This window comes from Gimesia fumaroli (assembly GCF_007754425.1).
Classification (GTDB): domain Bacteria; phylum Planctomycetota; class Planctomycetia; order Planctomycetales; family Planctomycetaceae; genus Gimesia; species Gimesia fumaroli.
This window is the reverse complement of the sequence record NZ_CP037452.1, coordinates 490107-513574: the sequence shown is the minus strand read 5'-3', so window position 1 is coordinate 513574 and position 23468 is coordinate 490107. Positions and strand designations below refer to the sequence as shown.

Genomic DNA, 23468 nt, shown 5'->3' with positions numbered 1-23468 from the left:
CCAAAGTCTTTCATGCTATTATTATACTACATCACGGGAATCCTTTAGAATGAGACCTTCGTATCCCCCTTTAAAATCCCCAAAATCACCGTAAAAGAGCTACGAAACCAGTCGCCACCAGAGTCCATTTTGGCCATTCTTCCAGCGTTCGTTGCCATATTTCCGCATCCAGCAGTTAGTATCATAAGGTTCCATCTTCAAGAAGTAGGCAAGGTCCGTATAAAACACCTCTACTCCTTTGGCAGCGGTTAGGAAATCGAGAATCAATTGATTTCTAGCTTCGAGATCGGTGTTGGTCAATAAGTCTGCCATCAGTGTTGCAGACTGCCATCGAAATGGAACTCCGTCAAACCGAAGTGAAAGATCGGATAATCTGGTCCTGGATGATCTCCACCGGTTGGGCGTACCGTCTGCGGGATTGCTCACGAACGAATTCGGAACGATCGACAGAGGTCAATTCAGGCTTGATTGTGTTCATTGTGAATGCGGGGCGGCTCATACCATCGATCATCAAGCGAATACAGGCTCGGTATTTAGGGAGGGCAATGAGGTCAGCTGCGTTGACAGGACCAGTCAGCTGTTCAGCCAGGATGTCCGCATCATTGGGGCCTACAGCGAACACTAATAGGCTCCCCACATTCCCAAACACGGCCTGCAGAGTCTGTTGGTCCACCTGATCCAGAAACTGGGTCGCCAGACAGAGGCCCACTTTGTACTTGCGTGCTTCTGAGAGAAATACGGAAAAGCTCGTTGTTGCGATGTGCTGAAATTCGTCACAATACAGATAAAACGGCCTGCGATCCTGTTCCGGAATCGCCGCACGTGTCATGGTCGCCAGTTGCAGTTGAGTCACGAATAAAGAACCAAGAAACGAAGAGGTCCTCTCCCCTAGTTTGCCCTTCGAAAGATTGATGATAATGATCTTTCCTTCATCCATCGCCTTCCGGAAATCGATTCTGCTCTTTGGTTGTGAAACCATATTACGGATTACGGAATTCGTCAGTAATTGCCTTAGCTTGTTCTCGACCGAAGCGAACGGGTCTTCCCCTCTCAGAGAACGCAACTTGGGAAATGTGGTCATCCACCAGTTGCGGACCACTGGGTCTGCCACCCTGACAAGAATGTCCCGGCGAAACGTATCATCAACGGCAAACATTCGCAGCATATCGAGAATCGTACAGTCCCCTGCCAGCATCAAAGCCAGAACCGTGTTCCACAGAATATCCTCCAGACGGGGCGTATGGGTCCCCGTTCCGAAGACTTTCCGAAACGTGCTGACCACTCCATCACAGGCAACATCCACCATAAACGGGGGGACATCCAGCGGATTGATACTGACGGGAAACGCCAGATCACTCGGATCGATCAGGATGACATCGTTGGTCCTCTGGCTCGGCACGGCTGCCAGGACTGCTTCGGCCAGATCCCCGTGTGGATCTACGACAGCCAATCCCTCTCCTGAATTCATGTCGGAAAGAATGGCATTTTGCAGAACGGTGGATTTCCCATTGCCTGTTTTTCCGACGATAAAAATGTGACGAAACCGATCTTCTGCACGAATTCCGAATCGTTCATTCTGATCCTGAAAGGCCACTTTCCCCAGTTCGCAAACCCTGGAACTCAAAGATTCCCTTTCCTTGAGGGGTAATTCCACAGGCGGTTCCAGCCGCCGTGAATGGGTCGCCATGCGAGAAACATCACGTACCGAACTGGTGGGCAGATGCCACATGGTTGCCAGTTCTTCATCAGACAGCAGAAACCCCGGTCGCTTGAAATCCGTTTCGGACGGTCTGATTTTCGCAGGCTGAAACGCACCGAAACGGGGTTCCGTAAACTTGTTCAACACAGCCGCCAGTTCGTGCAGTTTATAGAGTGCAGCCTGCTGCTGGTCCTGTGGTGCCTGAGCAATCAGTTTCAATCGGACTTCAAACAGATGCTGACCCAGCTTGACGGACGCAGCCTGCGAATCTTTCTCGCTATCGTGCATCCGGGACGAAGTTTTGCTCAGTTCGTCATCAAAACTGAACCGTGATTCTTCAGTTCGCACCAACAAGCGAACAAGAATCGCTGCACAAACTCGCTGCCAGCGTTGGGGGCTACTGGCATAGAAAGCATATTGACGGGCCAGCGAACGATGGCTTCGAAAAAAGGGAGTTGCTAAACGTTCCAGGACGGACTGCGCCTGTCTGCACCGTCGAGAAGGGGCAGGAATCACTTCGATTTCGATTCTTGCCTGGATCTCAGAGTCCCCCGCTGACACGGCCTGTAAGATCCCACCGATGGGGTCATCCACTTCGTTGTGAATCCCATCTTCAAACTGCTGGTAACGTAAGATCGGAAAGAGATCAGGACGCAAATGGAGTGACATGACCCAGGTCTGAAATCCAGCGGGACAATCCAGAGTATTGTCATTCAGCACTTCAATGGAACAATCCGGATACTTGGCGTGAAACTGACTTTGAATGAGCCGGTGTAAAAGCCCCGGAAATCGACAAAATAAGCCGACTTGTCTGGCGTGTTGTCCAATGATGAAAGAAACAGACTGCTTTCGTGACGTGGCATGATGAATGGCGGCCAGAATCGACCGCATGTGCCGTGGTCCCCGTTCGTTGGTGGGCGTATCACTGATCGAAATCAACATGTTGGTCGATAGACTACAGTATCAATGCGGAGTTGTCCTTATCAAACCAAATAAGACGCTTCACCAGAAATATTTCTTGAACCGTTCAGAACAAAGCCGCTTCGCGACATACAAAGGACCCGCGTCAGAAGTTGCATGTTTCCTCGGCGGGCTTTGCCTCGTTGTGGCTTGCAATCTGCTCGGGGGTGGCTGACCAGTCCGAGCAGGAGTGGCGAGTTTGATAAAAACTCAGCACCATCGGAGCAACGAGCCTGCCAACAGGAGCCACACGTTATCACAGTGCCTTCGGTCTTTCCAGAAAGGGTGAAGAAACCGGAAACTGCCGTGACTGTGATCGCAACAGGGGAATGTTCACATTCTGGGGCGAATGAAAACAGGGACGAAAAAATGCATCGGGATGTGCCAGATAGTCATCCAGCCACACCACATAAAACGGCGCTAAGGATTGTTCAGATATTTTGTATTGCCCGGCAGCATCAATAATATGCTGCAACCGATCTGGTGAACCGGTAATCGCAAAGAGGACCCGATACGGTTGAGGCATGACAACCATATCGACCAGATAGCGTCCCATTTTATTCGAAATACTGTCTGCACTTTTATACGACAGCACCGATTCAGTACTGTTATCCAATTCCACACAATAAGAGAACTGTGTTCCATTCGGCAAAGCGAGGGTAAATCGAGCATCCGGCCAGAGCGGGCGTTCTCCGCAATCAATGCGAAACGTGTTTTCCGGATGAAAATCAATGACCTTGATTCCCCGATGATAGGCGGCAACATAGGTCTGCACGATAAACTGCGACAATGCCCGTTGATGTCGATGCCGTCCGGGACTGATTTCGTGAAAGAACCGTTTTGTGGGCGGCTCAATCTGGTCGTCCTGCATCACCGTGCGATAACCGGCCAATGTCAGTTTGTAATACAGCCGAGCACCACCTGGGCCAGTCGTGGCATAGCGCCACGAATGTAACTGACCTACGGTGGTCAGGTCTTTCATACGCTCCTGCACCCGCCGCAAACTCAAAAATGGTTGTGACCAAGTCTGACTCAGTTTGAGAATCTCTTCTGCCGTCAAAGGGCAACGAGCCAACGCAGCCAGGATGTCATCATCACGTGCTGTTTTTTGCCAACGTAGTTTCGTGAGTGATTTGGTTGTCATACGTTGGCGACCAGAGTAACATTTTCTCTCTCACATTGCTGACACTCTCACTTGCATGGCACACAGAAATCGTGGCTACATTGACGTTGATTCCCTGCAGCAGGAACTGATTGCTGACGGTGATATCGTTGAACGCATCGCCAGTTTCTACAACGTTTCCTTACCTGAACTGCATAAAACGCAGAACGAAACGCGACTCGCTTGTATCTTCGCCTGCGGCAAAGAACAGGAAACCGGTGACCGTGCCATTTCGATCAAAATCAAACAGGACGGAGCCGTGTTTCGCTGTTTTCAATACGGCTGCACGGTCCGAGGAAACCTGCTCAATCTGATGTATCTGATGAAACACAATTCAGAACCAGCAGATGGAAAACTGAAAGGGCGAGACTTCAAGGAAATCGCTGCAGACCTGCAAGCACTCGTTGCAGGACGACCACCGGAAAAGAATGTTGGAACAGTATCAACGTCCCAATCCTCCACAACGGAATCGATGAATGACAAATCCCCTCTCATCAACATCCCCTTGAAAGACTCTGAAAACGAACGTGCCCGTGAACTGATCAATCTCAATGAACAGTTCATAACCGATGTCGCGGAAATGTCTCCCCAAGCAGCCGCCTATGTGCGGAAACGTCCCTTTATGACTCCGGAAATCATGAAGAAGTTTCACTGTGGCTACCTTCCTAGTAACGCAAAGGGACTGCTGCGCGGCCATTTCGTTTACGGATATCCTGATGCAGACGGAAATGTTTTGACCTGGTTTGGTCGCAATCTGAACTACGAAGACCAACACAAAAAATGGCAACGCTCTGGAGACAGTTCCAAAGAGCCGCACAAATTTAAATTCGTCAAAGGTTTTCATCGGGGGCAAGAACTTTATGGTGAACCACAATTCCACGAACTCTCCACGCCCGAACAACTCCAGCAAACCGGCATCATTCTCGTCGAAGGACCGAATGATGTGATCAACCTGCATACGCTCGGCGTTCCAGCTTTGGCAGTTTGCAGTAATACTGTCACTGAAACACAGGCTGGTAAGTTAGCAACCTTGGTTAACGAAATTCTCGGTGGTCATGTCTCAGTCATGTTCGACCTTGACCAAGAAGGTCAAAACGGTGCAAAACAAACAATACTGGAATTAGCAAAACGTTGCCGTGTGAGACTTGCTTGGTCTAACGATCTTGTTGATGGTCGATTCAATGGTCGGCAACCGGAATTGGTGACATCCGAAGATTGGGATACGACAATTCTTCCAGCCTTGATGCATGCTTCATAAACATGCTTTCTTACGGTAATTCAGTATTTTGATATCGCTGACGGGAATTCAATATAAGATATATGCAACTTATAAGATATTACGCTGAGATAATTGCTTAAAAAACGCAATTCGAAACTGTGCGGGCTACGATCGAAGATCGTATTTGGTACATTGAACTAATGAAAAAAAACGAACGTTTTACGGGATGTTAGAAATTGTTCATGTGCCGGATAGTTCTGTAAATATGGGTTGGCTGAATATTTTGACCTTACAGGGTCGCACTGTCTGAATAATATACTTACGCTTTCAAGATGAACCAAAACTCTTGATTAAAGACCTATAGTAACATACTTCAATATTTCTAGAGGTCATCTCAAAACCGTTTTAATAGTGTAAATAGACATCCGAGTATAACAAAGCTTTCGTAGAGATAATCATGGTATTCCCAGCGTGTGACAATCCGGCGGTAGTTGTGCAGCCAGGCGATGGTTCGCTCGACGATCCAGCGCCGTTTGTACCGCCTGAGTTTGCGGCCATCCTGTTTTACAGGCCTCACACGGCCTTTGCGATGCGGACAAATCAAATCGATTCCCTGCTCACAAAGACGATCACGCAATCCGTCCGAATCGGCCGCCTTGTCATAGACCAGACGCTCGGTTTGTCGATTTTGCATTGTCGTTTTTTCAAGCAATGGCTCGATCAAAATCACTTCATTGCGACTGGCCGAAGCTGTGTCGATCGCCATAGGGGTTCCATGACGATCCACCTGAATCATCACTTTAGTTCCTTTGCCACGACGAGTCGGGCCAACTCTTCTACCCCTTTTTTTGCCGAAGCAAATGTGCCATCAGCAAAGGTTTCAGAGAAATCAATTTGGCCGGCATCATCCATTCGTTCTAAGATGATTTGCCAGGCAGCTATGAGCCGCCCTTCGATTGTCCATTGTTGGAAACGGCGATGGCAGGTTGCTTTAGAGGGATATGCTTTGGGTAAATCCTTCCATCGGGCTCCCGTGACCAGTACCCATAAGATTCCTTCGAGGCAGTCACGAGGATGGACCTTGGGACGCCCCCTTTTTCCGCAGGAGGCTTCCAGGGAAACAGGTCTGCCAGCAAATTCCATTGTTTATCGGTTAAAACGACCGGGCGATCCGTCCTGGACACCGAGTTTGTGGAAGACCGATGTCGTTTCGGCCACCAAACCAGTGTCAGATACATGAGAGGTTCTCCTTTCCGGGGAACATTACATGCAAACGTCACGCCAAACAGTTCACCTTTTTTGACCTTTTGAGACTGCTTCTAGTTAAAATTCAGCCGAATAAATTATTCCTATGTCGTCACAGTATCTCTGAATACATCGAATTGTTCTAAAATCAGGGAACCTAAACACCATGACGGTGTCAAGGATGGTTTCATGCAAGAGCATCCTTGATCACTTCTCCATGCACAAACATAAGACGACGTTCAAGACCGTTGTGGTAATAGGTTAATTTTTCATGGTCGAGTCCAAGCAGGTGCAAGATCGTTGCGTTGAAATCATAAACAGATGTGGGATTAATAGCCGTTTTAAATCCGAATTCGTCACTCTGGCCATAACTGAAACCTTTCTTGACTCCCGCTCCGACCATAAAGCATGTGAAGGCATCAGGATTGTGATCTCGCCCAGCTCAGTTGTCCAGCAGAAAAGGCATGCGACCAAATTCAGTACACCAGACAACGAGCGTCTCTTCCAGCAAGCCACGTTGTTTGAGGCCTTGTATCAGAGCAGCAGGCGCTTGACTGCCTGCTGCTTCTGACGTGTTGTGCTTTTGCCTTTGTCGATCAAATGACAATTCAGACATTCGATAGACATTCGGAAAACCTCCCCTCAGTGATTAGTGAATTCACACTCCCCCGGATTCATCAGCTTGTTGAGATTGTCGCTCGGACAACTTTTCCGCTGGGCCGAAGCGGACGGCGTCGTCATGTTCCGACAATGGGACAAAACGGTCCCAACCGACGAGTTCCACCTCTACCCCTTTGAGCTTGTACTCCTGGACGTAGTGGAGGATCGTTTCGACCGACGTGTGGTCTATGACGTTCGATAGCGGAGCAAAATGCAGCCGTAGCGTCTTTGTGTTGTCGTGAACGGACTGCATCTCACGAATGACGTGAAGCAGATTGAAGCAGTGCAACGGCCGATCAAACGTGAGTTCGCACACGCCGTTCTGGAATTCGCGGTTCCCGACCGGATTTCGAAAGAGGCCCAGAAAATGCGAAAAGAAACCGCGCTTGCCATTGATTCCGCTGATGCGGTTTGCCAGGCGGATTAACGACATGTTGATCAGCAGCTTCACAAACACACCAACCGCAATTCCGATCAACAAATCTGTTGAAACCGTGACGACGATAGTCAGCAGAAACACACCGAGCTGCTCGGGCCCGATATTGGAGATGTGCTTCCAAACTTTTGGGCCGCAGAGCTTCCAGCCAATAAAGATCAAGATCGCCGCCAGGACAGCCAGTGGAACTTGATTGATCAGCCCACGGCCAAGGCTCATGAAGACGATTAACGTGACTGCGTTGAAAAAGTTAGCCCACAGTGTACGGCCACCGCCGATGATGTTCGCAGTGCTTTTTACGATACCTGGAATGATCGTCAGTCCGCCCACAATGCTCGATGCTGTGTTACAGATTCCCATCGACTGCAGTGTCTGGTCTGGATCGGAACGGCGTTTGTAAGGATCTAGCTTGTCGACCGCCATGATTGTAGCGAGAGACTCGGTGGCATCGATTAGAATCAGGACCAAGACAAGGTAGCCCAGTGCAGTCCAGGTGCTCGGGGCAAAGATGATCCGACCGAAGTCTGGCATCTGCATACCGTTCTGCAGCGGATTCTCGGGGATCTGTATGCAGTACATCGGATCGATGCCAAAGGTCAACTGTGCCGTGATCGCCCCACCGATAAAAACCCAAACCGGAGGAGGCACGACCTTAAAGAGTTTGAACGGCAATGCGTTCAGGATGAACAGTGCGGCCGTGCAACTGAGCCCCGTGGCCAGCACCGCTCCATTGGCCTCCGAGAACCTGCGTGGTGCTTCAGCCAGGATCTCCCAGAACTCGTGTGCCTCGAACGTAGTACCCAGCAATAGCGGCAGCTGTTTTACGATGATCAGCATACCAATGGCTGCCAGCATACCTTCAATAGCGGCTGCCGGAAAGATTGCCGATAACCGGGCAACTTTGAATCTCGCCAGAATCGTCTGAAGCACGCCGGCGATTGCGATCGCAACGAGCACGAGTGGATAGCCGATCTCAAGTAACTCGGCTGTTGATTTCCCGGCTGCAACATCTTTACCTACCTCAGCGGTAGCCAACGCGATAATTCCACTGAAGAGTGCCGGAGCCAATCCAGCTGCTGGGCCACTGATCGTGACATACGAACCACCAGCAATCGGCAGGATAAAGCCAGCGATGATCGAAGAAATCACTCCGCACACGGGCGGAGCACCCGACGTAATCGCGATTCCCATTGAAAATGGTAGCGAAATCATCGCTACCATGATCCCCGATCGAAGATCGTAGATCCAGTGCTTCAGACCAGGCAGGCCGTTTTTAGGTTTGCCGGTCAGGGAATTGGTTGATGCACTGTTGCCAGACTCCGTGATCGTTGCTGGGTTAAACCCATCGGTTGTCGTACTAATTGTTTGATCGGACATCGAATTTCCTGCTGATGGTGTTGATATTGAAGTTGAGATCAGGAACTGGATCACACAATTCGCAAACACTCACGGAGAGCAATTGCTGTGGATGACCAACACCCGTGGAGAAAACGGCGGAACGTCAAGCCGTTTGAAAAGGGGTGCGCGAACTTCACTACCTAGCAGAACTCAGTTAGAGCTTGCCAGTACGGGACATCGCAGCACGGGTATCAGCAGAGAGGAGGTCCACGTTCGAGATGAATGGAGACAAGAACCAAGCTCATGCTGGCCGCCGACTCGTGAGCAATACCTTCCTGGTGTTCCGGAGATTGTACCTTCGGCCCACAACAAAGCCGAGCAAACAGCTTCGGCAACTCGTCAAGTTCAACCTCCTCACCGTCGCTCTCGAACTCGCTGGACTTCGCTTGCACCAGGAACGTGTTCACTGTGCCGATTAACTGCGATGCGACAACCAAACCGACCACCAGAAAGGCGAGCAGCCAGTGACATCGACGAATTATTGCGACTGTACCAACCATGTTCGGGATTTTACGCGATTCTCTGTTTTACGTCAACTGACAATCATTTTAGGCAGCAGAGTATCAATCGACTTCAGCAGCTTGCGTTTGACTCTTGCTTGCGAATGTGCGTCTGGTTCCTTCTAACAGGCATCGCAGCACAAGAAACTAGTTCATCCCCAATTCATAATTTTGTTTTGCTTGGTCTGAAATTAGATGCGAAGAAACCGCTATGACATGCCCTAAAACCTCCCATTTCGCTAACACGTTATTTCAGTAAGATGTGATGGAGTCCGATTGGGAATGAAACGAAGCCAAAGCAAACAACACAAGCGATTCATCAAGTTCTGTTTGCGAAACTCATCAAATACGATACATCAAACAAAAACGAACGATTTCTAGGAAGAATCCGAATTGCACTGAGCTGAACATTACTCCTGCTATCTTATCTGACGGACTCAGTCCGAAAAACCTTGGACAACTTGGCAGCAGTCATTTTTCTTCTGTTTCTGGCACTTCCTCAGAGCGGAATTCAAAACTTTTTGCACGTGTTGAAGGTCTTTTAGCCGTGTTTTAATATCTGCAAGTCGCTCTTCAATTAATCCTTGGACGCTCCCACACGTTGGTGTGTTACCAGAATCGTCCGACAACAGAGCTCTCACGTCGTCTAGCGTGAAGCCCGTTGCCTGAGCAGCACGGATAAATCTCAGTTTTTTCAATGATTCGTTACTGTATAGCCGGTAGTTCCCGTGGCTGCGATCCTCGGGTTCGACAAGCCCTATGCGTTCGTAATACCGTAATGTTGTCGTCGGAATCTCAGCAACTTTTGCCAATTGGCTGATTGTGTATTGGCCGTCCATTGTCATTCCCAAAACTTGGTCGAATGCGAAATTACCGATTTCTATGAAATCGGCTTGACATTGTACTCAGGTGCAACCTCTATAATAATCAAAGAATGAGCATCCGACAAGAAACCATCTCAACGAATTGAAAAAGGTATATCTTCCATGGCCACGGATACGACGGCAAAGAAGAGACTTACGTGCCCATCCTGTGAACAGAAAGCAAAACGCGTGAGCACCGTCACTCTTGGAGCATTACTTGTTGAGGAATGTGCCAGTCAGTTTGTAAAGGACGGCAATGATCGTTGTGACATTGATGGCTGCAATCCACTCGCTGGAGATACTGGATGGCGGTTCTGTGAGTCTAAGGCCTGTGATGTCGTGTACTTCTCCGAAGAAGGCAACACGATGTTCACAGGATCGCAACTCAAAGTTCTGGTAGGTATCAAGGAAACGGAAGGCGAAAGACCGCTGTGCTACTGTTTCGGCCATTCCGTCGACAGCATTAAGGGCGAGCTTCGGTCGAAAGGACAATCTAGTGCCCTTGAAGACATCCGAGCCAAGATGAAAGACCCCGGATGCCGATGCGAGAACGAGAATCCATCCGGCTCCTGCTGTCTCGGTAACGTGAAGAAAGGGATTAAGGTTGCACAAGAAGAGCTAAGGTTGGCCGATTCTGACATTCAGATGTCAACTCCTGCCAAGTCATCCACTGGCAAGGGTGAGAAGATTGCCAAGATCGGAACCATCGTCTCTGCCATTATGGCGTCGAGTTGTTGTTGGTTGCCCTTGGTTTTGTTGACTGTCGGTGTTTCTGGTGCCGGGATCGCTTCGACAATGGAAGCTTATCGCCCGACGTTCATGGTGGTCACATTTGGCTTTCTGGGAGCAGCGTTTTACTTCACATATCGGCCAAAGAACGCTGTTGTCGCTGGCAGGCACGATTGTTGCTCCACCGAAGCAGCCGTCGAGAACGACTGTTGTGTGTCTGCGTCAAAAAGCCGATTCAGCATGATGACGCTCAACAAAGCCATGCTATGGCTGGTCACTATCATGGCGGTCGCCTTCCTGTTTTTTCCAAGCTACGTCGGAGCGATCATCGGTGGCAGTGATGGCAAGGCCGTTACTGAGAACATGAACCGAGCAGTTATCAAAGTTGAAGGGATGGCCTGTGAAGGCTGTTCGGCCCTTGTTGCCGAGGCAATTCATACCGTGCCGGGTGTTCTAGCCGTAAAAGTTGACTACGAAAAAGGTGAGACCGTTGTCGGCACAAAACTTGATCAGCCCGTACCGATAAAGGAGATTAGGGCTGCTTTGGAGAAGGCAGGATTCAGTGGAGCCTTCGTTCGTGGACAGACTGAGCATTAAGAGCAAGCCGACGGTACTTAGGTATCTACTTACACTTAGTGTTTTAGCCGTGACATGAGCGGTCAGTGCAGTCTATACTGTCCGAGCTTGCCGGTGCCCAGTCCTTGACCATCGATCCCGAGCCCCGTGAGGCTGTGGTGAGGTAACTGAGAATCCGAAGAATCGACCCATTTTGCGGACTCAATATGTGTGCGTGGAAGCCATGCGTATTCGCGGATTCATAGCAAACCAAAAAACTTTGGTCAGAACGGCTCCTGGAGTGTCCGATCAAATGAACCATAAAACAAACGAAAAACAGCTTGAAACTGATAGGTAAAACATCTCGATTTTTTATTACACGCTTCATGGCTCGCGGATGGTTGATTTGTTGTCATACTCTTTGTGTTGAGAGACAGAAGCTGAATTGTCATCCTAATGAGCTCAGAATTTCCGAAGCTTAATGAGTGAATCAGTATTCCCCATCGAAGTGTCCAGATTTTTCACTTGACAAGATACTAAAAGATTAGTAGAAATGTGACTTCTTAATGAAATGGAAAGAGATGAAAAGGATTTCTACTCATGCATAATGGGCTGACCGGCATCAGCGAATGTTCGCAACGCCAGCAGTTGAAATGTTTTAGTCTTCATGGATTTAAACCTCTCAAAAATCTGTCTCGATCTCGGCAGTTACGTCGTGGCTTTACGATTCTTGAATTACTTGTAACCTTTGGGGTGATCGGCACTCTTATGGGCCTGATCCTGCCTGCTGTCGGCTCTGCCCGAGAAGTTGCACGGCAATTACAGTGCAAAAATCAGCTCAAGCAAATTGGTCTCGCGCTCCATTCTTATCACGACACCAATAATTGCCTGCCATCTGGCTGGCAATGGGAGGCATCGAGGCAATCTGCTTATAGCTGGGCCGTGACGCTGCTACCTTATTTAGAACAACGAGCAATCTATGATCAGGTTAATCGCAATCAGATTCTCAGTCACCCATTAAATCAGTCTGCTCGAAGCACTTCTATTGTAAACTTTCTGTGCCCGTCAGATATCATTGATCCGACATTTATGCTTTATGAAGAGAATAAATTAACTGAGACCCTGACACCTCTTTTCGAGCTTCCTACTGCGAACTATTTTGGAGTATTCGGAACGATCGAGCCCGATGATAGTATTCCTGCTCCGCTTGGAGATGGTACGTTCCTTGAATTCAGACTGGTTCGCTTTGCCGACCTACAGCGTGGTTTAAGCAACACCATCATTGTGGGAGAACGAACGATGGCAAAAGTACCATCAACGTGGCTGGGCGTAGACTCCTCTGGCGAAGACGCTGCCTGCCGACTCGTTGGAATGGCAATGACTACTCCTAACTGCAATATCTGTGACGAGTGTGAATTTTCCAGTCGCCATCCAGGTGGTGCTAATTTCTTATGGGGCGATGGTCGGGTTCGGATTGTCTCGGAAAACATTGATTCTTCTACTTACCAGGGAATGGCTCGTAGGTTAACAGAATTTTGATAGTGAAGCTTCCTCATATCCCTAATAAATATAGTTCTCTTTTTTAAATTCAATGACAACAATAGTTTTTTATTAATCCATTCGCGTGGAAGGAATTATATATGCCTAAATTTCATCTGACCAATTGCGAACTTGAAGTAATGGATGTTGTATGGCGGAAAAAACGCGTCACTGTGCAGGATGTCGTCGATACTCTCGAACGCCCACTGGCTTATACAACCGTCATGACAACGCTGAAGATACTGGATGAGACACGCGGAGTTGTCCGACGGATGAAGGAAGGTCGCGCCTATGTCTATGAGCCAGCGGTTTCACGCGAAAAAATTAGCCGCAGCATGGCCGACGACTTCACTCAGCGGCTGTTCGGCGGATCGGTGAAGTCGCTTGTGCTCAGCCTCGTCGAAAGCGACTCAATGTCGCGGTCGGACATCAAAGAATTGAAACAGGCAATTCAATCCTTGGAGAAAGACTCATGACATCAACACAATTCCTTGAATTGGCTGTTTCACTCTCAGTGCAAGTTGCACTGGTTATTATCGTTGCCCATTGGTTAGGACGGCTCGTAAATAGCGAACGGATGCAGTGTCGATTATGGACCGTCTGTTATGTGGTTCTACTTTCGCTGATCGGAGCTGCCCTATTGTTACCCCATCCGAGATTATTTCAACCTTGGGATTCGATTGGTGCGCAGCACACAACAACGCTTGTAACCATAGAAATGCAGTTAGGACAAATATTATTCTTTGTTTGGCTTGCCGGAGCCAGTGTTTCCTTGATGGTATTTTTCTTTCGCTCTTTTCAAGTCAATCGCTTTCTCAATACTTGCCAACCTCTTGATCTCGACGAATTTGTTTCTGAAGAGAATCAACTCGACATTCCTGAACTGACATCCTTTCCATCGAAACAAAGACTTCGATTATTAACAAGTACGAGGTTGACGACTCCATTTTGCTCCCAGTTCCACTATCCTTACATTGTAGTACCGGAATATCTGCTCGGATTTGATCGTCAGAAATTAAACTTCATCATCCGGCATGAATTAGAGCATCTCAAAACCGGACATCCGTTGCAATTATTTCTACAGCGTGTAGTTGAAGTGATTTTTTGGTTTCATCCAATGGTTTGGTGGGCATCGCAGCAGTCTTCCATTAGTCGGGAATTCGCCTGTGATGAGGCGGCAATTGATTCACCATCAGATATCGTCATGTATTTGCAAACATTACTTACAATCATGGAATACAGTGCATCGCAAGCGGAAGAGACACCCACATCACTGGCATTTGGAAGAGGAAAGAGCATCGTTGCCAAACGCGCTCGCCGCCTCACCCAAATTGCCAAGAGAAAAAAAATCGATCGTCGAGCCCGAATTTTGGGTCCGGCGGCGTGTTTCAGCCTTGTGATGTTGGCAACCTTGATTGGATTTTTGTGGCTACCAATTGATGTGCTTGCATCGTCTCGTACTAATTGGTCGCCTTGGCCAACTTGGTCTGCAAGCATTTTACATGACTTTGATATTCCCGCTCGTGACTTCGAAGTTTTCGACCACCGAATTGAACTGCACGAACTGTTGGAACATCAGACACCTGAGAGTATCGATGACGACTAGTTGAATGAAAATTCAAATACCCATTTTTTTGATCGCAATTACTAATATCTTAGGAGGTGGGCTTCTTGTGATGCAAAGCACAAACACAAAATCCAGTACAGATATTCGAGTTAGTGAATCGACTTGGCTGACAGGGTTGAGCATCATCGGAATATCCCTTGTTTATAGAAGTATTAACTGGCGTAGTTTGAAAGGTCGGGAAATTTAGATTCTTTGAATCCCTTTTTTTACTACGGACTAAGACACCTCTTTATTCGTTTGAAGTGACGCTTTGCTACCCTATCTGTCCGCTGGCAATCATTTATCTGACAGTATTACACCAAACATGAGACTTTTCGAAAAAGGAATTTCGATACATGTCAAAAAAATTATTACCATCAAACATGCTTTCAGGATTATCCAATCCGGGTCCAAATGCATCGGGCGAATTATCAGAAGGCGCTTTGAAGGAACATTCAGGCTTCGTTTATACCGTAGGGAACTGGTATTCCGTATTATCTGAATGGTCGGGTCGGTATTTCGTGATTGCCATTATTTTTGCAATTACTCTTTCGTATCTGTTGCTTTTGCGAACCATCATGGTGGTGACCTATGCAAACTTTGACAAACTCTCTTTCGGGGATAGTCTCAGTTTGTTTTCAGTGGGATTGCAGTTTGATGTACTCGTTGCGCTTTGCTTTGTGGTGCCTCAGTTATTTCATATCACCATCTTTTCGAACCGCAGAGTCAGGGGGAAAACGAGTCGCCTGTTGCTGGACGGGGCATGGATCATTGCCTTTTTGTTTCTGCCATTTATATGTATTGCTGAATTCATTTTTTTCGATGAGTTTCAATCACGGCTGAATTACATTGCCTTTGAATATATAGTCTACCCTACCGAAGTGTGCTGCAACATCTGGGAGTCATATCCACTCATTGACCTGATAGCCATTGTTGGTGCTTGTGGAGGAAGTCTCTGGTTTCTATTGCGGAAGAATTTCCATAAGAGGATCGCAACACCAATGCCCTGGAAACGGCGTTATGGATTTTTGGTAAGTTGCCTCACTGGAATTATGATCTTATGGTCCACTATTGGAGCAGACAGTCGCCAGATCTCTCGCGACCGTGTTGCAAATGAATGTACGTGGAATGGTTTATACAGTTTTGTGTACTACGCCTGGACCTGTCGATTCGATTTCAAAGAAAACTATGTCACAATTGAAAGTTCTGAAGTTGACCAACGTTTGAGACAGCAGATAGTAGGGGATCATGACGAACTGAATAAAGGATCGAATAATCCGGTCGACAGGATTGTAGATACGGGGAGACCACAACAGGATTACAATGTGGTCCTGATTCTGGAAGAGAGTCTGGGTTCTGACTTTATCGGTGTTTTGGGTGATAACCGCAAACTCACTCCGTACTTTGATGAACTAACCCGCAAAGGGGTTTTGTTTGACAATTTCTATGCTACGGGTAATCGAACCGCGCGTGCGTTGGAGGCGGTGCTCACCTCCATGCCGCCAATACCCACCGAATCGATTCTTAAACGTGACCATTCCAATCGTGTCTTTACTCTCGCAAACGTTCTCGCCAAGCGTGGTTACGAGCGTCTGTTTATGACGGGAGGCCGTGGTCTGTTCGATGGCGTGCGATCGTTCATGAAGTCAAATGGTTTCAACCGGTTCATTGAGCAGTCAGATTTCCAGAACCCCATCTTCGCGAATGCCTGGGGTGTCAGTGATGAAGACTTATTCCGCAAGTCACTGGGAGAACTCGACAATATGCACTCAGCCGGACGTCCGTTTTTTGCTACCATTCTTACCGTTTCCAACCATCGGCCTTACACATACCCGGAAGGAAGAATTCCCGAGAAGGGACAGTCACGTGAAAATGCGGTGAAGTACGCCGATTGGGCATTGGGTTATTTCTTTCGTGAAGCACAGTCGCACGATTTCTATCGCAATACAATCTTCATTGTAATGGGTGATCATGGAGCCCGAGTTTCCGGTAGTCAGCTTTTTCCAATGAGTTCCTATCGAGTTCCGGTTTTGATGATTCAGCCGGAAGGAAAAGGAAAGGGAACGCGCTGCAGTACGCTGGCCTGCTCGCTGGATATCGCACCGACCATCATGGGGCGGCTGGGTAGTGACTATCGTTCGGTCTTTTTCGGATACGACGCACTTCTGAAAGATCCGAAAAAAGGGCGTGCAGTGATGCAGCACAATCATGATGTGGCATTGCTCGATTCCAAGAATCACATGGTTGTGCTCGGATTTGGAAAATCGGTGGAGAGCTTCAAACTGGATCGGGCCAGCCATCAACTTGATCAGCAGGTTGCCCCAAATCTGGAAATGCAGCATAACGCCACGTCCTATTTTCAGGCGGCCTTTGAACTCTATTATTCAGATCGATGGTTTCCCAATTACAGATTAGCCGCGAGGGATGATAAAATGAATTAGAATTGAAAAAATTCGGAATCATGATTCGATTCTCTAAACTTGATGGAGCGCCCCTTTTAAATATCCAGAATTAGAAAAAACATGATTTAAAAAAAGGACAATCGTTGTCTTGATCGTTTCGGACAACTCTATTCCACTCACGTCTCATCTCTCGGGATCTGTTTGTCTAACTTTTCAATCGGTTTCAGTGTACTGATTGTCATAACTCTCTCCACTTATCCAACTCCGCGACTACACTTCTTACCAATCCTTCTCTACTACCTGTTAATTAATGAAATCACATTCATCGCTGACATTGTATACAAAAGATGCACCAAGCCGGTGGCATGGATTCCAGATTCTGGTTTCCCTATGTATGAGCGCGCTCCTGCTGTTGACAGGTTGTGTCACCACTACAAAGCTAACGCGAATTGAATCGTCTTCCCTGAGCGATACCTTACTAACAAACACCAACTCAAGAGAGCAGCCGGGTTACCAGCGGGTCACAGAGTCAACAGAAGTGGCTAATCCGACCAACATGGATGACACAGAGTGGGGAACTGCTAAATCCGTTGGTACCGGTTCATCCTATCCGGATTGGCTAAACATGCCACCAGACGGGATTCACTATCGCCCCCTGCATCATCCGGATGTGATATTGCCAGATCAATTCGTACAAAACGATGCACAGCCGGCATTGGTCACTGTTGAGGGTTTCCTGTTGAACGATCCTCTAGATAATCCCGATTTTTACAACCCGACTTTCGACGACGGCAAACTTATTGAACGGCTGAATTTATGGGATCGAATTAAATCAGACCATACCAACTACTACTCAAGAGAGTCATTAACCTGGTTAGCAGGGGGATTTGGCGTAGGAGCGATCATGGCGAATACGTCAATTGATGAGGGAATCCAAAATCACTTTCAGATCAGTGTCCACAGCGCCAGTTCTGACGACTGGCTTGAGACGTTGCATGCGCAAAAAGAATGGGGCAACGGGCGCTATACGTTGCCGATTTTCGCGGCAGCCTGGGTGGCGGGAAAACTCTTTGAGAGGGTTCCACTAGCAAGTACAACAGGGGAATGGGGCGAACGCTCGATCCGGGCGTTCCTCGTTGGCACGCCTCCGATGCTCGCCATGCAATATGTAACTGGTGCCTCGCGCCCAGGAGAGACAAGTTCCGGTTCAAGATGGAAACCGTTTCAAGATAATAACGGGGTAAGTGGTCACAGTTTCATGGGGGCAATACCATTTCTGGCTGCTGCAAAGATGACTAAAAAACCACTTCTTAAGTTGGCTTTCTACGCCGGTTCCACTTTGGCACCGTTGTCCCGAGTTAATGATAACCACCACTACTCCTCACAGGCTTTTCTAGGTTGGTGGATGGCTTGGATTGCAACCAACGCAGTCGATGCGACACAGAAAGCAGATCGAAACTGGACCGTGTTTCCTATATCGTATCCAGGTGCGAGTGGTATTGCTGTGGAATTTCGGTGGTAAGTATCCAGCATCAGAGATTAGGACTAATCCTGCGGCCATTATTCTGGAGGAAGTCTGTATTCTAACTGTAGTTGGCAAATTTCACTGACCCATGAGCAGGTCTAAAGGCATGCCGGTCGCGCCAACTAAGAGAGCGGCTGACTGAGCGAGTTCGTTGAATAGGTCGAGTTGAGCGCGTTGATTTTGTAAAATACTGGTTCGAGCCTGGATGATCCGAACAACATCCACTTCTCCTGCAAGGAATTGTTTCTCCAAACTCTGCAATTCTTGTGGCAACTCTGAAATACTGTACGTTTTCTCTTTGGCGAGTACGTCAAAAGCGAGTTTGTATCGTTCGAAAGCCGCCTGTGCTTCTAACTCAGCTTTCAGAAGCGTCTGGCGCCATAATGCAGTCCTCTGATTTAGTTCGGTCATACGCTGTGTTTCGAGAGGTCTACCTGTATTAATAATTGGCAGGTTCAGCTCTGCCCGGAGTCCAAAACGTGCCAACCCATTCGGGTCTTGCTGATAATAAGGTCCCATCGTCAGATCGGGAACACGGTCTGCAGTAGCAAGATTTAAATTGGCTGATGCTACATCGATATTCGCGTGCGCCACAAGCACATCGGGCCGGGATGCGGCCCAACTCGCAATCCACGCTTGATTGTCGTTGGGAACATCAAGACTTTGAAGACCCATTCCAGATGTCATCGATCCCCCGTTCCCCGCAGTGGGAAGCAGCCATCGGATCATTCTCAGGTCACCTTCAATCTCTTCGGGAGAGTCCGGTGGCAGTCCAAGCTGGCGTCGAAGATTACGAAGTGCTGTCTGATAATTTGCTTCTGCTAATCGCAATTGCTGGTTTGTGGAGCGTGTATCGATACGAACCGTAGCAAGGTCAGCACCAGAGATATCACCTGCCTCAAATCGCTTTATCAACGATTCGAGCAAACGCTCATTATTGCTCTGACTGGCCTCTGCTATCTCCAAGAGTCCTCGCTGATAAAGTGCCGTGAAATATAACTGTGCAGTAAGTGCAGTCGTTTGAAGTTCGGCTTGATGAATATTCCAACGCACTCCATTTAACGATGAATGCGCTGCGTCCTCACGGTACTGTTGTTGATGTGCTAACTGAATTCGTTGCATCAATAGTACATAGTGTGAAGTGGTCCCAGGGCCTCTATTGGGAATCTTTCGGTTTTCCTGACTGGGAGTGACCTGTACCTGTACCATTGGGTTAAATGGATAAGTTTCAGCGACTCCCACAGTGGCAACGCCCACTTGTTCCGTTTCACGGAGGGCAACCAGGTCCGGGTTCCCTTCCAAGGCCAGAGAGATGCTATCGTAAACAGACAATGACTGCGACTGCCTTGCAAAATGGGGGGATTCAGTAGGAGTTTTGGATTTATCTGATTCCGTAAAATTTAACGACACTTTTTTTATGTTGGTATCTGATTTGCGTTTAACAGGAACTGTGACTCTGGCTGCCTGAGTTTTTATCACAGGAGATGGGGTACTCGAAATGTCATTAATAGCGCTCAGATTAGATCGAGATGAACCGTTGGTTCTGCATCCGCTGAATGCTAATAGCAGCAACAAAAATAGAGTGTGAAGACGAGCCATCATGGCGTTTCTATCCAGTAATTATTTTTTTGGTGGGGAAGCACTCCGTCGATTCCCCTACATCAGGCTCACGCCTTACTCTTTCCTTTCGTCAAAATCCTGACCTTCCATTCAATACGAAGTCCCTTTTTAAGTCAGAGTTAATCTTCCCGATGATAAAAGCCGGACTCTACTAATCACTTTAGGAAACCTACGTTGACAGTCCGGGTTGATCTGATTGGAGCAGGGACCGATTGAATTCTGCCGCAACAGTATTTTCGGTGCTCAGCATTGCCTGTTTTCCCCACAAGAGGTACAACGGCGGCAGCAAAAAGAGATTCAATATGGTCGAGGTCACGAGCCCCCCGATGATGACGACAGCCAGCGGATATTCGATTTCGTGTCCCGGTTTGTTCCCCGAAATCACAAGAGGCAACAGCGCCAGCGATGTGGTCAGTACGGTCATCAAAATCGGAGCGAGGCGTTCTTCGGCGCCCCGGATCACAAGTTCGAGGCCGAACGACATCCCTTCTTCCGTCTGAAGATGCCGATAATGACTGACCAGCATGATACCGTTTCGGGCGGCGATGCCCAATACGGTGATGAAACCCACCAGCGAGCCGAGAGAGAGTACGCCCCCCGTCAATGAGACAGCAATCACGCCGCCGATGAGTGCAAACGGTATTGTAAGGCAGACCATTAATGTCAAACGCAGAGACTGAAAGTCAATATACAGGATCAGTAGAATTCCTATTAGCGCAACCGCTCCCAGTAGAAGAAGTCGGTTCTGTGATGCCTGCAGGGTAGCGAATTCTCCGAGAAACTCGGGATGATAACCGCGTTCAAAAGGTATGCCGCTCACAGCCGCCTCAATATCTTGCGCAACAGAACCGAGGTCCCGGCCTTTGGCATCACAGGTGACATCAATGCGCCGCGAACCGCTTTCGCGTTTGACTTCATTCGGAGCGGGCACAATGCCGATTTCTGCGACATCTTTGAGGGGCACTTGACCGCCATTCGGCAAGTCGATTCTCAATTCATGGAGAGCATCCAGATCCGTTCGAGACTGTTCCGTTCCCCAGACCATAACGTCCATTTTCTTCTGGTCTTCGAATACTTCCCCAACTTTTGTCCCCCGCAGCATTGTTGTGACCGCTCGTCGGACCTGCCCGGGTGTCAATCCGAATCGTTCGACTGCTAACGGATTAAGGCGGACGTCAACTTGAGGGACCAGCACCTGGGGTTCGACCTTGAGGTTGTTGACGCCGTCAATTTCTCCCATGACAGTCGCGACATCATGCGCCTGCTTTCTCAGTGAATCCAGATCAGGGCCGTAGATCCGCACCACGATACTGGAACTGGTTCCGGTCAGGACTTCCTTAACCCGCTCTCTTAGATACGTCAGCACATCACGATACAAGCCGGGATAACTGTCTACGACCGCCTGGATCTTGGCAAGGGTTTTGTCATAGTCCACATCTTCGTCAATGCTGATCCAGAGTTCCGTGAAGTTCGGTCCGACCACTTCGTCGGCAACCTGAGCGCGTCCGATATGACTGCCAAAATTGCGCACGCCAGGAATGGCCCGCAGTTCGCGACTCGCCTTGATCGTAATGCGATCCATCGCTTCAATGGAGGTGCCGGGCTTTTCGACAAAATGCATCAGGAAGTCGGTCTCCTGAAAATTCGGGAGCAGCTCCTGTCCCAGGCTTTGCAGTAATACAAAGGTGGCAGCAAAAGAGAGCGTCAGAATACTGATGGCTGACTTCGGACGGACCGCGAACCACGGTAGCATGTTGCGATAGGGAATCTTCAGCCACCGCGTCAGAGGAGGCTCATGCTGTTTCATATTCTTGCGCGGCAAAAGCAGCAATGACATTGCCGGCGTCACAATAATCGCCACCAGCAGGGACGCCAGAATGGCCAGGATATAACCGAGTGCCAACGGTCGAAAAAATGAACCGGGCAACCCTTCCAGAAAATAGATCGGCAAAAAGACTAGCACGATGATCGCCGTCGCATAAACAATCGCACTGCGGACTTCCATTGAGGCGTCTAGAACCACATAAAACGCAGAACGCGGGCGATCGGCAAGCTGGTTGAGCCGCAGGCGGCGCACGATGTTTTCCACGTCGATTACCGCATCGTCAACGACTTCTCCCAAAGCGATGACCAAGCCCGCGATAATCATCGTATTGATAGTCATGCCCCACCAGTGAATCAACAGCACCGCAGAAATCAGCGACAACGGAATGGCAGTTAGACTGATCACCGCCGTTCGCCAGTCAAACAGGAAGGCGATCAACACGATCACCACCAGCACACATCCAATCATCAGCGCGTGGGTCAGATTTGTAATGGAACGTTCGATGAACGTTGCGGGGCGAAAGATAGTGGAATCGGCTTTGACCCCTTTCAGTCCCGGCCTGAGCAGATCCAGTGCGGCTTCGACTTTGCGAGTCACTTCCAGAATATTGGCTCCCGGCTGTTTTTCGACGATCAGCAGTAAGCCAAGCTGGTCATTGATCACGGCATCGCCTATGGCAGGAGCCGCCCCGATCCTGACGTCGGCAACATCACCCAGACGCAACGCGGCGCCTCCGTTAAAAGAAACTACCGTTCTCGCTAAATCTTCCGGACCGCTGACCGGAGAAAGCTGGCGTACCGCCATACGCTGGTTTGGTGTGTCGACAAAACCACCCGCATCCAGCACGACCGCATCTCCGGCAGAACGCAGGACGGAGTCCAGCGTAACCTGATGGGCCCGCAGCCGATCAACGTCCACCATCACCTGCAACTGTTTGTCTCTCTGTCCCCAGATGGCTACATTAGCGACACCCGGAATTGCCATCAAACGCGGCCGAATCGTCCAGACGGCTAATTCCGACAGTTCCTGCTGCGAGAGTGAATCGGACCACATCCCGATTTTCATCATACGGCTGAGTGAGGAAAGCGGCTGCAGAATTACGGGGGGGCGTGCGACTGTTGGCAGACGTGGAGCTTCCACAGCCAGACGTTCCTGTACCAGTTGCCGCGTCTGATAGAGATCCACATTTTCCGTAAGCAGCATTCGAATCGAGGACAGTCCAAGTACTGACTTCGACCGTAGCGTATCTAGACCGGGCGTGCCAATGAGTGCGTTTTCTAACGGAAACGTAATCAGGTTTTCGACTTCTTCCGCGGACAGCCCCGGGGCTTCGGTCTGTATCTCAACATAGGGCGGAGAAAATTCGGGGAAGACGTCAAGCGGCATCTCAGGCACCATCCGCAGCCCTCCCACGATCAACAACACCGCTGCAGCGATCACCGCGATGCGTAACCTCAGGGCCGTTTCAACGAGCCACCTCATATTTATCTCCCAACGTTATGAACAGTCAATTGATGTTAACTTA

16 protein-coding genes and 1 pseudogene are annotated in these 23468 nt (G+C 48.8%); 7 read left to right on the top strand and 10 right to left on the bottom strand.

Annotation, left to right across the window (positions count from 1 at the left end; all coding sequences use genetic code 11):
• Positions 1–99: 99 nt before the first annotated feature.
• The 3 genes from Enr17x_RS01970 to Enr17x_RS01960 form a co-directional block, all read right to left on the bottom strand.
• Positions 100–312 carry a hypothetical protein gene (locus Enr17x_RS01970; protein WP_145305555.1) on the bottom strand — a complete coding sequence of 71 codons (213 nt, stop codon included), beginning with the start codon at positions 310–312 and terminating at the stop codon, positions 100–102.
• A 34-nt stretch (positions 313–346) separates the two neighbouring features.
• Positions 347–2641, bottom strand: coding sequence for a type IV secretory system conjugative DNA transfer family protein (locus Enr17x_RS01965; protein ID WP_145305554.1), 2295 nt, complete (start codon positions 2639–2641; stop codon positions 347–349).
• Between the two features lie 274 nt (positions 2642–2915).
• A complete protein-coding gene (locus tag Enr17x_RS01960) occupies positions 2916–3803 on the bottom strand; it encodes a replication-relaxation family protein (RefSeq protein WP_145305553.1) in 888 nt (295 codons plus the stop codon).
• Positions 3804–3858: 55 nt separating this feature from the next.
• On the opposite strand from Enr17x_RS01960, the gene Enr17x_RS01955 reads away from it, so the two are divergent.
• Positions 3859–5079 (top strand): toprim domain-containing protein, encoded by a 1221-nt coding sequence (locus Enr17x_RS01955; protein ID WP_145305552.1) that lies wholly within the window; start codon positions 3859–3861, stop codon positions 5077–5079.
• Between the two features lie 355 nt (positions 5080–5434).
• On the opposite strand, the gene Enr17x_RS01950 is transcribed toward Enr17x_RS01955, so the two are convergent.
• The 5 genes and pseudogenes from Enr17x_RS01950 to Enr17x_RS01930 all read right to left on the bottom strand — a co-directional run bounded on the left by Enr17x_RS01950 (position 5435) and on the right by Enr17x_RS01930 (position 10118).
• Entirely contained in the window at positions 5435–5836 is a 402-nt protein-coding gene (locus Enr17x_RS01950; protein ID WP_145228400.1) for a transposase, read from the bottom strand.
• Positions 5836–6183, bottom strand: coding sequence for a transposase (locus Enr17x_RS01945; protein WP_145228402.1), 348 nt, complete (start codon positions 6181–6183; stop codon positions 5836–5838). The genes Enr17x_RS01950 and Enr17x_RS01945 overlap by 1 nt, the downstream gene beginning before the upstream one ends.
• 289 nt (positions 6184–6472) lie before the next feature.
• Positions 6473–6901, bottom strand: a pseudogene (locus tag Enr17x_RS01940) (DUF1501 domain-containing protein).
• 42 nt (positions 6902–6943) lie between these two features.
• Entirely contained in the window at positions 6944–8758 is a 1815-nt protein-coding gene (locus tag Enr17x_RS01935) for a SulP family inorganic anion transporter (RefSeq protein WP_145228404.1), read from the bottom strand.
• Between the two features lie 958 nt (positions 8759–9716).
• Positions 9717–10118, bottom strand: a complete 402-nt coding sequence (locus Enr17x_RS01930; protein WP_145228406.1) for a heavy metal-responsive transcriptional regulator — start codon at positions 10116–10118, stop codon at positions 9717–9719.
• Positions 10119–10265: 147 nt separating this feature from the next.
• Between Enr17x_RS01930 and Enr17x_RS01925 the strand changes: the two genes are divergently transcribed.
• The 6 genes from Enr17x_RS01925 to Enr17x_RS01900 all read left to right on the top strand — a co-directional run bounded on the left by Enr17x_RS01925 (position 10266) and on the right by Enr17x_RS01900 (position 18495).
• Positions 10266–11468, top strand: a complete 1203-nt coding sequence (locus Enr17x_RS01925; RefSeq protein WP_145305551.1) for a mercuric transporter MerT family protein — start codon at positions 10266–10268, stop codon at positions 11466–11468.
• Positions 11469–12026: 558 nt separating this feature from the next.
• Positions 12027–12965 carry a DUF1559 domain-containing protein gene (locus Enr17x_RS01920; protein ID WP_145305550.1) on the top strand — a complete coding sequence of 313 codons (939 nt, stop codon included), beginning with the start codon at positions 12027–12029 and terminating at the stop codon, positions 12963–12965.
• Positions 12966–13066: 101 nt separating this feature from the next.
• A complete protein-coding gene (locus Enr17x_RS01915; protein ID WP_145305549.1) occupies positions 13067–13441 on the top strand; it encodes a BlaI/MecI/CopY family transcriptional regulator in 375 nt (124 codons plus the stop codon).
• Entirely contained in the window at positions 13438–14571 is a 1134-nt protein-coding gene (locus Enr17x_RS01910; protein ID WP_145305548.1) for a M56 family metallopeptidase, read from the top strand. The genes Enr17x_RS01915 and Enr17x_RS01910 overlap by 4 nt, the downstream gene beginning before the upstream one ends.
• 356 nt (positions 14572–14927) lie before the next feature.
• The gene (locus Enr17x_RS01905) at positions 14928–17012 is read left to right on the top strand and encodes an LTA synthase family protein (RefSeq protein ID WP_145305547.1); all 2085 of its coding nucleotides are present in this window, start codon (positions 14928–14930) and stop codon (positions 17010–17012) included.
• A 355-nt stretch (positions 17013–17367) separates the two neighbouring features.
• On the top strand, positions 17368–18495 hold the full coding sequence (locus Enr17x_RS01900) for a phosphatase PAP2 family protein (RefSeq protein ID WP_145305546.1): 1128 nt from the start codon (positions 17368–17370) through the stop codon (positions 18493–18495).
• Positions 18496–18576: 81 nt separating this feature from the next.
• Here Enr17x_RS01900 and Enr17x_RS01895 read toward each other — a convergent pair whose 3' ends face one another.
• On the bottom strand, positions 18577–20100 hold the full coding sequence (locus tag Enr17x_RS01895; protein ID WP_145305545.1) for a TolC family protein: 1524 nt from the start codon (positions 20098–20100) through the stop codon (positions 18577–18579).
• 187 nt (positions 20101–20287) lie between these two features.
• Positions 20288–23425: an efflux RND transporter permease subunit gene (locus Enr17x_RS01890; RefSeq protein WP_145305544.1), complete on the bottom strand. Its 3138-nt coding sequence runs from the start codon at positions 23423–23425 to the stop codon at positions 20288–20290.
• Positions 23426–23468 lie beyond the last annotated feature (43 nt).

What these genes read in the sequence shown, in the direction of transcription:
- Enr17x_RS01970 (WP_145305555.1), bottom strand. Translation starts at nt 312, where the DNA reads ATGGCAGACTTATTGACCAACACCGATCTCGAAGCTAGAAATCAATTG.
- Enr17x_RS01965 (WP_145305554.1), bottom strand. Translation starts at nt 2,641, where the DNA reads ATGTTGATTTCGATCAGTGATACGCCCACCAACGAACGGGGACCACGG.
- Enr17x_RS01960 (WP_145305553.1), bottom strand. Translation starts at nt 3,803, where the DNA reads ATGACAACCAAATCACTCACGAAACTACGTTGGCAAAAAACAGCACGT.
- Enr17x_RS01955 (WP_145305552.1), top strand. Translation starts at nt 3,859, where the DNA reads ATGGCACACAGAAATCGTGGCTACATTGACGTTGATTCCCTGCAGCAG.
- Enr17x_RS01950 (WP_145228400.1), bottom strand. Translation starts at nt 5,836, where the DNA reads ATGATTCAGGTGGATCGTCATGGAACCCCTATGGCGATCGACACAGCT.
- Enr17x_RS01945 (WP_145228402.1), bottom strand. Translation starts at nt 6,183, where the DNA reads ATGGAATTTGCTGGCAGACCTGTTTCCCTGGAAGCCTCCTGCGGAAAA.
- Enr17x_RS01935 (WP_145228404.1), bottom strand. Translation starts at nt 8,758, where the DNA reads ATGTCCGATCAAACAATTAGTACGACAACCGATGGGTTTAACCCAGCA.
- Enr17x_RS01930 (WP_145228406.1), bottom strand. Translation starts at nt 10,118, where the DNA reads ATGGACGGCCAATACACAATCAGCCAATTGGCAAAAGTTGCTGAGATT.
- Enr17x_RS01925 (WP_145305551.1), top strand. Translation starts at nt 10,266, where the DNA reads ATGGCCACGGATACGACGGCAAAGAAGAGACTTACGTGCCCATCCTGT.
- Enr17x_RS01920 (WP_145305550.1), top strand. Translation starts at nt 12,027, where the DNA reads ATGCATAATGGGCTGACCGGCATCAGCGAATGTTCGCAACGCCAGCAG.
- Enr17x_RS01915 (WP_145305549.1), top strand. Translation starts at nt 13,067, where the DNA reads ATGCCTAAATTTCATCTGACCAATTGCGAACTTGAAGTAATGGATGTT.
- Enr17x_RS01910 (WP_145305548.1), top strand. Translation starts at nt 13,438, where the DNA reads ATGACATCAACACAATTCCTTGAATTGGCTGTTTCACTCTCAGTGCAA.
- Enr17x_RS01905 (WP_145305547.1), top strand. Translation starts at nt 14,928, where the DNA reads ATGTCAAAAAAATTATTACCATCAAACATGCTTTCAGGATTATCCAAT.
- Enr17x_RS01900 (WP_145305546.1), top strand. Translation starts at nt 17,368, where the DNA reads ATGAGCGCGCTCCTGCTGTTGACAGGTTGTGTCACCACTACAAAGCTA.
- Enr17x_RS01895 (WP_145305545.1), bottom strand. Translation starts at nt 20,100, where the DNA reads ATGATGGCTCGTCTTCACACTCTATTTTTGTTGCTGCTATTAGCATTC.
- Enr17x_RS01890 (WP_145305544.1), bottom strand. Translation starts at nt 23,425, where the DNA reads ATGAGGTGGCTCGTTGAAACGGCCCTGAGGTTACGCATCGCGGTGATC.